Below are 13,393 nucleotides of genomic sequence, written 5' to 3'. Positions count from 1 at the left end.
AGGCTGTCGTCGGAGGCCGAGCCATAGACGCGCTCGATGCCAACCAGCGTGTCGCCCTGGGCATCGCCGCCCAGCCCCGTGCCTGTGGTGAGATTGATGGTGACGCCGGCAGATGAGGCAGAGTAGTAAACCGAATCGTTGCCGGCACCGCCATCGATATAATCCGCCCCGGCGGAGCCGTTGAAATGGTCATGGCCGCCGCCGCCCACCAGCAATTCGGCAGCGGCGCTGCCGGTCAGGCTGTCGTCGGAGGCCGAGCCATAGACGCGCTCGATGCCAACCAGCGTGTCGCCCTGGGCATCGCCGCCCAGCCCCGTGCCTGTGGTGAGATTGATGGTGACACCGGCGGCGGAGGCGGAATAATACACTGTGTCGATGCCGGCGCCGCCATCGATATAATCGGCGCCCGCGGCCCCATTGAAGTGATCGTTGCCGTCGCCGCCTATCAGCAATTCGGCGGCGGCACTGCCGGTAAGGCTGTCGTCGGAGGCCGAGCCATAGACGCGCTCGATGCCAACCAGCGTGTCGCCCTGGGCATCGCCGCCCAGCCCCGTGCCTGTGGTGAGATTGATGGTGACGCCGGCAGATGAGGCAGAGTAGTAAACCGAATCGTTGCCGGCACCGCCATCGATATAATCCGCCCCGGCGGAGCCGTTGAAATGGTCATGGCCGGTTTCGCCATACAGGTAGTCGTTGCCTGCGCTGCCAACGAGGCTGTCGTCGAAGGCGGAACCGTAAACCCATTCGATGCTAACCAGGATGTCGCCCTGGGCATCGCCACCGCTGCCCGTGCCAGTGCCTAGGTTGATGCTGACGGCGGCCGCAGAGCCGGTATACTTGATGCTGTCGCTGCCGCTGCCGCCATCAAGATAATCCGCGCCAGCCCCGCCGATGAGGGTGTCGTTGCCGATATCGCCGGCCAGGTATTCGCCGCTGCTGCTGCCTGTAAGGGTGTCGTCGAAGCCGGAGCCAAAGACACGCTCAATGCTGACCAGCGTATCACCCTGGGCATCGCCGCCGATACCGGTGCCGGTGCCCAGATTGATGGTCACCCCGGCAAGCGAAGCGGAGTAGTAGATCGTGTCGTTACCGGCGCCGCCATCGATATAATCGGCCCCGGCGGCGCCGTTGAAATGGTCGTGACCGACATCTCCAAGCAGCGAGTCGGCGCCGGCGCTGCCGGTGATGGAATCGTCAAAAGCAGAGCCGACAACGCCCTCGATGCGGAGCAATGTGTCGCCTTCGGCATCGCCGCCATGCCCGGTGCCGGTTGTCAGGTTGATGGTAATGGCGGCCACCGATCTGGTATAGCCGGCGACATCATTGCCGGCACCGCCATCGATGCTGTCGGCCCCGGTGCCGCCATCGATGTAATTTGCATTTGCGTCGCCGATCAGTGTATCGGCGTAAGCCGAGCCGCGCAGGTTTTCAAAACTCAGTAAGCTGTCGCCGGCCGCCTCGCCGCCGGTGCCCTTGCAGTCCAGTAGACTAACGATCACGCCCGCCATGGCGGCCTGATAACTGGCAGTGTCGATGCCGGCACCGCCATCCATGATATCGGCGCCAGCACCGCCGCGCAGGATGTCGTCTCCATTGCCGCCATAGAGTATGTCGTTGCCTGCTTCACCGCGCAGTTCATCATTGCCGCTATTGCCGATCAGATGGTTGGCTGAGGCATCGCCAAAAATGAAATCAGACCCAAAGGAGCCGACAATGTTTTCGACACCGGATATGATCTGGGTAAGTGTTGTATTGGTGCCGCCAGATCCAGTGCCCGCGGAAAGGTCGACATAGATGTTGTTCGAAACGGGTGAATAGTCGATCGTGTCAGTGCCGGCGCCGCCAATCAAGGTATGGGTGCCGCCGCTTACAACAAGAATGTCGTCGCCATCGCCGCCATCCAGTAGATCTTTAGCGTTGTTGTCGTACTTCCCAGCCTGCTCGCCGCGAGTTTCGAAATAGGCATAGAGAATGTCGTTGCCTGCTTCGCCGTAGATTTTCTGATTGCCGCCGTGGCCTTTGATGATGTCGTTGCCTGCGCCGGCATTATAAACCGTGGCAATACCGGTCAACACGTCGTCATAAGCGGTGCCGACGATACGCTCGATCTCGAGGCCGCTCAGCGCATCATAACTGCTGAATATATTCAATGCCGTGGTCGCCAATGAAAAATCCACGGTGTCGAAGCCATCGCCACCATGGAATTCGCCAGCGACCGCGCTGGAGAGAATGGTGCCTCCGGTTGAGCGGTAATAGGTGTCGTCACCGCCCCGGCCATAAATATAAATCGAACCGGTATTCTTGAAGTTGTCGGCATAGGCCGTGCCGATCAGGTATTCGACATTGCTGATACTGTGACCGGCAATGTTGGTTTTCGAGGTCGCCGTCAAGCCGCTGCTCAGTGCCGACAGATCGATTGTATCAACGCCGTGGCCCCCATTTACGGTGTCTGTGCCGTCGCCACCGACAAAGACGATGGTGTCATCGCCGTCGCCGCCATTGATTGTGTCGTTGCCGGCGCCGCCGGTCAGCACGTTGTTCAGGGTGTTGCCGGTGATGGTATCGTTGCCGCTGCCGCCTATGGCATTCTCGATATTGGCGCCATAGGCTATGGCGATATTGTTGCTGCCGCTGGTGTAGATGCTGCTGAAGCTGCCGGCATTGAGGTTGATCGTATTGCTGCCGCTGAGGCCGGTCAGGTCGATGGTGTCGGTGCCACCGGCATCCCAGAGGGTGCGGATGACATCTTTGGTGAACCATGTGGCATCGTAAATAGTGTTGCCCGAACGCGTGCTGGCGTTGGCGCCATAGACCAATTGCAATGCCGCGATATCGAGTAACATCGGCGTCAGCGGCGCCTGATAGTTGCCGCCTTCATAGGTGTAGCTCGGGTGATCGTAGTAGGACATTACCGTGTACTGGTTGTTGTCCAGGTTCGAGGGCAGGAACGGACCTTCCTCGAGGCCATTGTAATTGCCCGGATGCTTCAGGCCGAGCGCGTGGCCGACTTCATGCAGGATGGTGAGGTAGCTGTATTTCTGGAATGCTGTGCCAGTGTAGCTCGAATTGGTGTAATCATTGTCGACAAAGATGTCACCGCCGACATCGATGTCGCCACCCACGGGCTGCGAGTTCGGATAGAAGGCGAAGGCTGCAGCGCCGGCCAGCGCAGTGGCGTCGATATTGAAATTGCCGAAGGAAATACTGCTCTTCGCATTTGGGTTAAAGTTCACCTCGGTAAAGATGATGTTGGTAACCTCGGCGATCAACGCGAATATCTGCGAGACCACATTGCGCTGCGCCGTGGTGAAGGCCGAGAAGCCAGTGCTGACAGTGGAAACGTAGTCGCCATCGCTGCCCGGCTGCGCATCCAATTGGGCATAGCGCGTTGGCACAGAGGTCATGAAGCTGTAGGTGAGAGTTACGCCGGTGCCGAGCGCCGAACTGTAATTCCAGTATAATTGCGATGTCTGGTTTAGTATGCCGTCCACATTGGTGGGCGCGCCGAAAATTAAACTAACCCGGGGAAGGGCCGTTGGCTCGGAGAACGCATTTGGTTCGGCGACCATCAATTAAGCCCAGGCCAGGATGAAGTATGGATTGTTGCACACATCAGTATATGTGAGGTGGTGGCGGCAATGTCAATCAATAGTTGTATTTTATCTTAATATTTCCATTATTTATAGTGGATAAGCTCGAGCCATAGTGCTGCCTGCCAGCGCTTGGCTGATATTGCCGGCGTGGCGGCAACCGCCTAACAATAGACATCATTTTGTGGTGCCTGGCTATCCGATGCCGAGCATCTGGCCCTGTGATGAATATCCTAAGCGATCCGTGCCTTAGGATGGAGCGCTTGCATGACCAAAGCCGCCACTGCCATCGTAATAGATGGCGCCACCGTTGCCGCCTCTGCCAGGGTTGGCGACCATGTGGTGATCTATCCTGGCGCCGAAATCGCCGAAGATTGCGTGCTGCACGGCTTTACCCAGGTCTGGGGCGGCATTCGCATCGGCCATGGCGCAAGTTTGGGGCCGGGCGTGGTCTTCGATGAGGCCGTTGCCGGCGGCGCCATCGAGATCGGCGCTGGCGCCCGCATCGGCGCTGGCAGTGTGATCAGCCGCGGTGTCAATATCGGTGCCGGAGCCGTGGTGATGCCGGGCTCGGTGGTGGCGCAGAATGTGCCGCCCTATGCGATTGTTAGTGGCTCGCCGATCCGCATCACCGGCTATGTCTCTACCCATGCGCTCGGCCTGGCGCGCGAGCCGGAGCAGTTCAATCCGAACTTTCCGCCGGGCCAGGACAGTATCCGCATTGGTGTCGGCGATGTGACGCTGCATCGCTTCAAGAAAGTGCGCGACATGCGCGGCGATCTGGCAGTTGCGGATATTCCGAAGGATGTACCCTTCGCGCCGCAACGCTGGTTCGCAGTGTTCAATGTGCCGAGCGAAAAGACGCGCGGCGAACATGCGCATTACCGCTGCCATCAGTTCTTGGTCTGCCTGCATGGCAGTTGCGCCATTGTCGCCGATGACGGCATCAACCGCACCGAGGTGATGCTCGATTCGCCCGACATGGGAATCTACCTGCCGCCGCTGACCTGGGGCATCCAGTACAAGTATTCGGCCGATGGCGTGCTGCTGGTGTTTGCTTCCGATCCTTACGATCCCACCGATTATATCCGCGACTACGCTGATTTTGTCCGTGTCGTCGCCGCCAAGCCGGCCTGAGCGTGGCTGACATCCTCGTCACCGGGGCTTTGGGTCAGGTAGGCCAGGAATTGCAGCGCCATGCGGTCGGCCGCGATGCCGTGTTCGTTGATCGCGCGGCACTGGATATCACCGATGCTGCGGCCGTGGCGCGATGTGTCGCTGAATTGAAACCGCGTGTGGTGATCAATGCCGCTGCTTACACGGCGGTGGATAAGGCGGAGACTGAACGGGAATTGGCCTTCGCGGTCAATGGCGAAGCGCCTGGGCATCTGGCGCTGGCCTGCGCTGAGACAGGAGCTGCGCTGCTGCATCTCTCTACGGACTATGTGTTCGATGGTAGCGGCACTAAGGCATGGCGCGAGGATGATCCGGTGATGCCGCTCTCGGTCTATGGCGCCAGCAAGCTGGCCGGGGAGCAGGCGGTGCGGGCTGCCTTGCCACGTCATCTGATCCTGCGCACCGCCTGGGTGGTGAGTCCGTTCCGGAGCAATTTTGTCAAGACCATGCTGCGGCTGGCAGCCGAGCGCGACGAATTGCGCGTGGTCGCCGATCAGTTCGGCGGCCCGACCATGGCCGCCGATATCGCCGCCGCCTGTTGGCGGCTGGCTGACCGCATTGCCACGAGCCACGATCCGGCACAGTTCGGTATTTTCCATTTCGCCGGCCAGCCGCATGTCAGCTGGCATGACTTTGCCTGCGCCATCATCGCCGAATCGGCACGCCATGGCGGCAGGCAGCCGAAAGTCACGGCAATCACCAGTGCCGAATACCCGCTGCCAGCACCGCGCCCTGCGAATTCGCGGCTGGATGGCGCCAAGCTTGAGCGCGTGCATGGCATATCGGTGCCGGATTGGCGCCGGTCGCTGGCGACGCTGGTCGACGAGCTATATGCCAGCAGCTAGCGCGGGCAGATAAATCCTTGGATCGGCTGGCGCCGGCCATAGCCGCCCCGGCCAGCCCCGGCTAAGATGGCCGCCAATCTGGAAAACCGCCGTTTTGCCCTGCAGCCACTGATGCTCCGCTTCAATTCCCGCATCGCCGTCGTCGCCCTGCACGATATCGTCATGGCGGCGCTATCCTTCGAGGGTGCGCTGGCGCTCCGCTACTGGCTGGCCGACTATGATTACGTCTGGCTGGGCCATCCCGAACATACCTTGCTCTTCACGGTGCTGGCGGCGGTGGTATTCCAGGTCATGGGGCTGTATCGCGGCATTTGGCATTATGCCTCGCTGCGCGATATGGCAGCAATCATGAAAGCCAGCGCCCTGGCGCTGCTGATCTTCCTGCCGTTGCTGTTCTGGATTTCGCGTCTGCAGGATTATCCGCGCAGCGCCGTGGTGATCCAGTATGGCCTGCTTTGCCTGCTGCTGGCCGGGCCGCGCCTGCTCTACCGCTCCTGGAAGGATGGCAGCCTGATGCAGGCCTTGAAGCGCGAGGTGGATACCCGCGTGCCGGTGCTGCTGGTCGGCTCAGGTGCTGCCGCCGATGCCTTCATCCGCGAAATGGACCGCAACCGCCAGTCCGGCTATCGCGTTGTCGGCATTGTCGATGCCAAGGAAGCCCGCCAGGGCCGAGACATCCGCGGTGTGCGCGTGCTTGGCAGCATTGATGAACTGGACGCGGTGCTGGCCCGCTTTGGCGATCATGACCGCCCGCGCCGCCTGATCCTGGCCGACATGCGGCCGGAGCGCGAGCAGATGGCGGCTTTGCTCGAACTGGCGAACCAGCGGGGGCTCACAGTATCTCGGCTGCCACGGCTCACCGATTTCCAGCGCCAGGGCGAGCAATCCCCGGGAGGGCAATCCCTGGGTGCGCGGGACCTGCGCCCGGTGGATATTGAGGACTTGCTCGGCCGGCCGCAGAAAGTGCTGGACCGCGAGGCGGTGCAGCGCCTGATCAAGGGCCGCCGCGTGCTGATCACCGGTGCCGGCGGCACCATTGGCTCCGAGCTTACCCGCCAGGTAGCCGATCTCGCGCCGGCTGAAATCATTCTGTTCGAGCAGGGCGAGCATGCGCTCTACCAGATCGACCTCGAGCTTGCCGAGCGCTGGCCCAGTCTGCCGCGTCGCGCCCTGCTTGGCGATGTGCGTCAGCCCGAGCGCGTCGAGCGCGTTTTGGCCGAGACGCAGCCGGAAATCCTGCTGCACGCCGCCGCCTACAAGCATGTGCCGCTGACCGAGGCGAATATCGAGGAAGCGGTGCAGACCAATGCCTTTGGTACCCGCGTGGTGGCGGAAGCGGCCTTGCGCCACAAGGTCGGCGTCATGGTGCTGATCTCCACCGACAAGGCGGTGAACCCGACCAACGTGATGGGCGCCAGCAAGCGTGTCGCCGAGATGGTGGCGCAGAGCCTGGATATCGCCGCCAGTGAAGCGGCGGCGCCGACCCGCTTCGTCACCGTCCGCTTCGGCAATGTGCTGGGCTCGTCCGGTTCGGTGGTGCCGCTGTTCCAGCGCCAGTTGCAGCAGGGCGGGCCGCTCACCGTCACCCATCCGGAAGTAACACGTTTCTTCATGACTACGCGCGAGGCAGTGGAACTGATCCTGCAGGCTGCCGCCATGCCGGCGGAGGCGGTGCATGCGGCCGGCAAGATCTTCGTGCTCGACATGGGCGAGCCGGTGCGCATTCAGGATCTGGCACGGCAGATGATCCGGCTGGCGGGCTTAAAGCCCGAAGCCGATATCAAGATTGTCTATACCGGGCTGCGGCCGGGCGAGAAGCTCTACGAGGAAGTGCTGCACCAGTCGGAAACCCTGGTGCCGACGCCAAGCCAAGGTATCCTGCTGGCGGCACCACGCATCCTTGATGCCGCCGAACTCGGCCGTGCACTGGATGCGCTCTCAGCCGCCGTGCAAGCCCGCGATGCCGCCCGTGCGCTGGCATTGCTGAAAAGTCTGGTGCCGGAATTCCAGCACGCGCCGCACGGTCAGGATAAGTAAGCTGGGTCAGGATAAGGGCTGGATAGCTTAGGCGCGTCTGCCGCTACATGCGGCTGCCGCCGCGCCAGATGTAATGACCGTCGCGATAGCCGTCGAAATACTTCGGCACATCGGGGTGGTTCACCGGGCCGCTCTCGGCATCGGGCAGCAGGTTCTGCTCCGAAACATAAGCCTGGTAGCTGGTCTGGGCATTCTCGGCCAGCAAATGGTAGAACGGCTGGTCCTTGCGCGGGCGCATGTCGGCGGGGATTGCCAGCCACCACTCCTCGGTATTGTTGAATACCGGGTCGACGTCGAAGATCACGCCACGGAACGGGAAGAGGCGATGCCGCACGACATCGCCAATTGAAAACTTCGCTTCCCTGCTTTGCGGCATCCTGCCTGCTGTCCCGCCATGATTACGCTGACCTGCAGTTTAATAGGTAGCGCGTCCACCGCTCAAGTCGAACACGGCGCCAGTGGTGAAGGAATTCTCCGCCGACAGCAGCCAGGCCACCATCGCCGCCACTTCCTCAACCAGCACGAAGCGTCCGCGCGGAATCTTCGACAGCATGTAGTCAATATGGGTCTGCGCCATCTGGTCGAAAATGCGGGTTTTCGCCGCTGCCGGCGTTACGCAATTGACCGCGATATCGTGCCCGGCCAGTTCCTTGCCGAGCGATTTGGTCAGCGCCACCACGCCGGCTTTGGCCGCCGAATAGGCACCCGCATTGGGATTGCCCTCTTTTCCGGCGATTGAGGCGATATTGACGATGCGGCCGAATTTCTGCGCCAGCATCAGCGGCACCACGGCGCGGCAGCAATAGAATACGCCGTTGAGGTCCAGGTCGATCACTGCCTTCCAGGCATCCAGCGGGTATTCATGCACCGGGCCGTTGGGGCCGGCGATGCCAGCATTATTCACCAGCAGGTCGATGCCGCCGAGTTTGGCGGCCGTGTCGCGCACCGCCTGTTCCACGGCGGCATAGTCGGTCACATCCACCGCCACCGCCTGGGCGCCGATTTCCTTGGCCACGGCCGCTGCCAGGGCGGCATCGCGGTCCCAGATCGCCACGCTGGCGCCGGAGGCAAGCAGCCGTTCGCTGACGGCGCGGCCAATACCCTGCGCGCCGCCGGTAACGACGGCACGGCGGCCCTTGAGGTCGATCTGGTTCATGGTGGCATCTCTCCCGTTGATTTTGCCTTTCTCATATATCAGATATGATGGATTCGCCAGAGCTGGAGCGCTCAAGTCATTCACTCGACCGCGGCTCTGGTCCGTCATAGGCTGATGCGATGGATGATAAGCCGCCGATTATGCGCGCTACCCAGGAATGGCCGGAAAGCCTGCCTGAGCCGCTGGCGCTGTTCCTGGCCTATTGGCGGCAGCATTGCGGCCCCGATGGCCGTCCGCCCCTGCGCCGGGACATTGATCCACTCGACATGCCGGCCCGCATCCTGCCGGGCCTCGGCCTGATCGAAGCCCTGGCACAGCCCGATGGCCGGGTGCGCTACCGCTATCGCCTGCTCGGCACCGACCATCTGGTGGCCAATGGGCGAGAGCATACCGGGCTGTATTTCGATGATCTGCATCCGGCAGCGGAAATGGCCGTGGTGGAACCGCTTTATGCCCGTCTGCTGGCCGGCCGGGAGCCGCATTACTGGCGCCGCCCCAGCACCGACCCGAGCCGCCGCCATATGGGCTACAGCCGCATTCTGGCCCCCCTGCTGAACGATGCCGGCGAGGGTGCCTTTCTGCTCGGCTACTGGCTGTGGGAGCATCTGCGCTACGGCCCGGATTAAGGCCCGCCAGTTGCGGGGGCTGGGCGAACCGACTACTAACAGGGGCATCCGCCACCTGCCGCCCAGCCCGATACAGCGCCCGATTCAATGCAGATCACCGTCACCCGTTTCGATATCGAAGGTCCGCTCAAACTGACCGGCCGCCGCTTCGGCGACAATCGCGGCTGGTTCGCCGAGACCTACAGCCAGGCGGACATGGCGGCGTTTGGCATCACCAATACTTTTGTGCAGGACAACCATTCCCAGTCGGTGCCGCGCGGCACTGTGCGCGGCATGCATTATCAGTTGCCGCCCCACGCCCAGGCCAAGCTAATCCAGGCCCTGCGCGGCCGCGTGCTCTCGGTGGCGGTGGACATCCGGCGTTCATCGCCCACCTTCGGCCAGCATGTCGCGGTCGAACTGTCGGCCGACACGCCGGAGCATTTCTACATTCCGGCCGGTTTCGCCCACGGCTTCTGCACCCTCGAGGACAATGCCGAGATTTTTTACAAGGTGGATGCCTATTATGCCCCGGCGCAGGAACGTGGCATTCTGTGGCATGATCCAGCGCTTGGCATTGCCTGGCCGGTCGATCCTGCCTCCGCCGTGATCTCTCCCAAGGATGGCCTGCATCCACCGCTGGCTCAGCAACCGGACCTGTTTCCATGACCCAGACTTCGCTCAACGACTACCTGTTGCATTCCGCTGAAATCCTGCGGCTGGCCGCCAGCCCGGCGCTTGAAGATGGCGTTGCCAAGGCAGTGGCGGCGGTGGTTGCGGCGCTGAAAGCCGACAAGCCGCTGCTGGTCTGCGGCAATGGCGGCTCGGCTGCCGATGCCATGCATATCACCGGCGAACTGGTGGGGCGGTTTCTCAAGGAACGCCCGGCCCTGCGCTGCATCTGCCTTTCCGACAATCCCTCGGTGCTCACCGCCTGGGCCAATGACTACAGCTACGAGACGGTGTTCTCGCGCCAGGTCGAAGCCTATGGCCAGTCCGGCGGCGTGTTCTGGGGCATCAGCACGTCAGGCAATTCGCCGAATGTGGTGCTGGCGGCCAAGGAAGCGCGCAAGCGCGGCATGACTGTGCTGGCGCTGACGGGAGAAGGTGGCGGCAAACTGGCGGCGGAAGCCGATATCCTGCTCGCCGCGCCTTCGCGCCACACGCCGCTGATCCAGCAGGTGCATATCTGCCTGTATCACTATATCTGCGAAAAGATCGAAGCCGCCTTCGCGGCTTGAAGATTCAGCGTGAAGCAGTGCCCGCCGCAGCCGGCGGTGCATCGCCACGCTTGGTCATCTCGATATGGCCTTCGAGCGACTGGATCTGTAATTCGCAATCGACATTGGCGTTGTAAATTGCCTGGCGATTGAACTTGGTCATGGTTTTGAGTGCCTCGTTGAGGCATTCGCGACGGTCTGGCGCCTCGATATTCGAGCCTGGGATATAATGAATCTCAGCCCGCTTGCTCTGCTCGTAGCTCTTGATCGCATTGGCCCCGACCATACCGGCAGCGCCAAGCCCTGCCAGGACCAATATGCCGGTAATTCCGGCCCGCTGCAGATCGTTAAGCGCCACGCACTGCCTCGTGCATTCCAAATCTGACCATTCTGGCCGCCAGCGTGGCGGGGAATGCCGTGCTGCCGTGATCTATCCCTAACAATCCGCCCCGGAATGGTCAACGGGGCTTGGCAGGGTGTTACGAGGAATTCATGATGCAGCATGGTCGCCGCCAGCATACTGATCGTGAACTTCAACGCCGGCAGGCATTTGGCCCGCTGTATCGAGGCACTGCGCCGTCAAGATTCGTCGAATTTCGAAGTGCTGCTGCTCGATAATGCGTCGAATGATGACTCATGGGCGCTGGCCCAGCAGGCAGCAAGCGGCGATCCGCGTTTCCATTTCGAGGAGGCCGGCGTCAATCTCGGATTCGCCGCCGGCAACAACCGCCTGGCGGCGAAGGCCCGCGCGCCCTGGTTGGCATTCCTCAACCCCGATGCGATAGCGGCGCCGGACTGGCTTGGCAAACTGCTCGACGCGGTGGTTCGCCATCCCGGTGTGGCGCTGTTCGGTTCGCAGCAACTGGATGATGGCGATCCTGCCATCCTCGATGGTGCCGGCGACCGCTATTTGTGCCTCGGCCTGCCCTGGCGCGGCGGCCATGGCTGGCCCGCCAGCTTAAAAATGGCCGAAGGCGAAGTGTTCACCGCCTGTGCCGCCGCTTCGCTATGCCGCCGCGATGCCTTCGAGGCGGCAGGTGGCTTCGATGAAAGTTTCTTCTGCTATGTCGAGGACGTCGATCTCGGCTTCCGCCTGCGCCTGCAGGGGGAGACCTGCATTCAGGTGCCGGCCGCTGTGGTGCGCCATGTCGGCAGCATTTCCTCAGGCGGCGCCGGTTCCGCCTTCGCGCGTTACCACGGCACCCGTAACTTGATCTGGTGTTTCGTCAAGAACATGCCCTGGCCGATCTTCTGGCCGCTGATGCCGCTGCACCTCATCGTGCTGCTGCTTCTGTGGCTACGGGCATTGTCGCGCGGCATGGGTGGCACGGTTGCACGTGGCATCGGCGACGGCCTGGCTGGCCTTGGCCGCGTGTGGTTGGCGCGCCGTAAAATCCAGGCGCGTCGTCGCGCCTCGCTCTGGGCTATCGCCCGTGCTCTCACCTGGGATCTGCGCGAGTACCTGACCCGCGCACCGGCGAATAGGCTTTAGCTTTTCGAGATTTGGCCGCGCGCTTTGGCGCTGATCAGGCAGGTGATACCTGCCGCCAGTGACATGCCCAGCATGGTCAGCACCATCGGAAACTGGTTTGGTTGCACGTCCTGCCAATGGCCGACGATCTGGGTCGCCACCGCACCCATGCCCATCTGCATGGCGCCGACCAGGCCCGCCGCCGTGCCGGCAAGCTTCGGATTCACCGAGATGGCGCCGGCAATGCCATTGGGCAGCGTGATGCCATTCGCCACCGCCACAACGGCCATGGGCAGGAAAACCGTTTCCGGGGTAACGATATTGAGGAAACCGAACAATGCGATCAGGCTGGAACCGACAATCGAGATGATGGCGCCGGCAGCAAACATGCGGTCGGTGCCGAGCCGTCGGACCAGGCGGCCGGTGGAAAAATTGCCGAGCATGTAGCCCAGCGATACCAGGATGAACCACAGGCCGTAGGTTGAGGGTGGCAGCTTCAGCACCGTGATCACCACGAAGGGGGCGCCGGTGATGAAGGAGAAGAAGACACCGGAAACGAAGGTGGTCTGCAAGGCATAGCCACGAAAGGCCGGGTGGCGCAGCAACGTGAAATGATCGGCGATATAGGCACGGATGCTGCCGGCTGGCATGGTCTCGGCACCGGCTTTCAGCGTTTCCGGCAGGCGCAGATAGGCCCAGAGGAAGACGCTGCCGCCAAACAGCATGCAAACCGCGAAGCTGGCGCGCCAGCTGATCCAGGAATCGAGATAGCCGCCGATAGCTGGGGCGAACATCGGCGCCAGGCTCATAGCCATGGTGATATAGCCAATCATCGCCGCCGATTCTGAGCGATCGTAGATGTCGCGCACGATGGCGCGCGACAGCACAATGCCGGCGCAGCCGCCCAAAGCCTGCAGCAGGCGGCCAAAGATCAGTACTTCCACATTCCAGGCGGCGGCGCAGAGCAGGCCGCCGGCGATGTAAATGCCGAGGCCCCAAAGCAGTGCAGGACGGCGCCCAGTGCGGTCGGAAATCGGACCATAGGCGAGCTGCGCCGAGGCCATGCCGACGAGGTAGAGCGTGAGTGTGAGCTGAATGGTGCCGTAATCGGTGTTGAACACTTGCACCATGCCCGGCATCGACGCCATGAAGATGTTCAGGGCGGTGGGGCCGAGCGCCGTCATGGCGATCAGAATCGCAAGCGACGGGCGAGAGAGACTCAAGGCGGACATTGACTGCCGGGGAGCGGGGGATCTGCCGGGGGCGGGGAAGGCCGGCAGCATAGCCGGCCAC

12 protein-coding genes are annotated in these 13,393 nt (G+C 62.2%); 7 read left to right on the top strand and 5 right to left on the bottom strand.

Annotated elements, in window-relative coordinates:
• A partial coding sequence (locus V6B08_RS18125; protein WP_341983483.1) for a M10 family metallopeptidase C-terminal domain-containing protein occupies positions 1 to 3,491 on the bottom strand: 3,491 nt, incomplete at its 3' end.
• Between the two features lie 366 nt (positions 3,492 to 3,857).
• Here V6B08_RS18125 and V6B08_RS18120 point away from each other — a divergent pair.
• The 3 genes from V6B08_RS18120 (at position 3,858) to V6B08_RS18110 (ending at position 7,648) form a co-directional block, all read left to right on the top strand.
• The gene (locus tag V6B08_RS18120; RefSeq protein WP_341983482.1) at positions 3,858 to 4,727 is read left to right on the top strand and encodes a WxcM-like domain-containing protein; all 870 of its coding nucleotides are present in this window, start codon (positions 3,858 to 3,860) and stop codon (positions 4,725 to 4,727) included.
• Positions 4,728 to 4,729: 2 nt separating this feature from the next.
• A complete protein-coding gene (rfbD, locus tag V6B08_RS18115; protein ID WP_341983481.1) occupies positions 4,730 to 5,611 on the top strand; it encodes a dTDP-4-dehydrorhamnose reductase in 882 nt (293 codons plus the stop codon).
• A gap of 66 nt (positions 5,612 to 5,677) precedes the next feature.
• Complete coding sequence (locus V6B08_RS18110; protein ID WP_341983479.1) at positions 5,678 to 7,648, top strand: polysaccharide biosynthesis protein; 1,971 nt, start codon at positions 5,678 to 5,680, stop codon at positions 7,646 to 7,648.
• Positions 7,649 to 7,691: 43 nt separating this feature from the next.
• Here the strand turns inward: V6B08_RS18110 and hspQ are convergent, their stop codons facing one another.
• Both hspQ and V6B08_RS18100 read right to left on the bottom strand, forming a co-directional pair.
• Positions 7,692 to 8,024 (bottom strand): heat shock protein HspQ, encoded by a 333-nt coding sequence (gene hspQ / locus V6B08_RS18105; protein WP_341983477.1) that lies wholly within the window; start codon positions 8,022 to 8,024, stop codon positions 7,692 to 7,694.
• Between the two features lie 39 nt (positions 8,025 to 8,063).
• The gene (locus V6B08_RS18100) at positions 8,064 to 8,804 is read right to left on the bottom strand and encodes an SDR family NAD(P)-dependent oxidoreductase (protein ID WP_341983474.1); all 741 of its coding nucleotides are present in this window, start codon (positions 8,802 to 8,804) and stop codon (positions 8,064 to 8,066) included.
• A 119-nt stretch (positions 8,805 to 8,923) separates the two neighbouring features.
• On the opposite strand from V6B08_RS18100, the gene V6B08_RS18095 reads away from it, so the two are divergent.
• From V6B08_RS18095 to V6B08_RS18085, 3 genes are all read left to right on the top strand, one after another.
• Entirely contained in the window at positions 8,924 to 9,430 is a 507-nt protein-coding gene (locus tag V6B08_RS18095; RefSeq protein WP_341983472.1) for a PAS domain-containing protein, read from the top strand.
• 87 nt (positions 9,431 to 9,517) lie between these two features.
• Positions 9,518 to 10,078 (top strand): dTDP-4-dehydrorhamnose 3,5-epimerase, encoded by a 561-nt coding sequence (gene rfbC, locus V6B08_RS18090; protein ID WP_341983470.1) that lies wholly within the window; start codon positions 9,518 to 9,520, stop codon positions 10,076 to 10,078.
• Complete coding sequence (locus V6B08_RS18085; protein WP_341983468.1) at positions 10,075 to 10,650, top strand: D-sedoheptulose-7-phosphate isomerase; 576 nt, start codon at positions 10,075 to 10,077, stop codon at positions 10,648 to 10,650. Before rfbC ends, V6B08_RS18085 begins: the two co-directional genes overlap by 4 nt.
• A gap of 4 nt (positions 10,651 to 10,654) precedes the next feature.
• Here the strand turns inward: V6B08_RS18085 and V6B08_RS18080 are convergent, their stop codons facing one another.
• Complete coding sequence (locus tag V6B08_RS18080) at positions 10,655 to 10,987, bottom strand: hypothetical protein (protein WP_341983466.1); 333 nt, start codon at positions 10,985 to 10,987, stop codon at positions 10,655 to 10,657.
• A 144-nt stretch (positions 10,988 to 11,131) separates the two neighbouring features.
• On the opposite strand from V6B08_RS18080, the gene V6B08_RS18075 reads away from it, so the two are divergent.
• Positions 11,132 to 12,121, top strand: coding sequence for a glycosyltransferase family 2 protein (locus V6B08_RS18075; protein ID WP_341983463.1), 990 nt, complete (start codon positions 11,132 to 11,134; stop codon positions 12,119 to 12,121).
• Here the strand turns inward: V6B08_RS18075 and V6B08_RS18070 are convergent.
• Entirely contained in the window at positions 12,118 to 13,332 is a 1,215-nt protein-coding gene (locus V6B08_RS18070) for a multidrug effflux MFS transporter (protein ID WP_341983461.1), read from the bottom strand. The genes V6B08_RS18075 and V6B08_RS18070 overlap by 4 nt on opposite strands.
• Between the last annotated feature and the right edge of the window lie 61 nt (positions 13,333 to 13,393).

The sequence above is a fragment of the Ferrovibrio sp. MS7 genome, from assembly GCF_038404985.1.
GTDB classification, from domain to species: Bacteria; Pseudomonadota; Alphaproteobacteria; order Ferrovibrionales; family Ferrovibrionaceae; genus Ferrovibrio; species Ferrovibrio plantarum.
The sequence above is the reverse complement of the archived record's forward strand: the minus strand, read 5'-3'. Positions and strand labels throughout refer to the sequence as shown.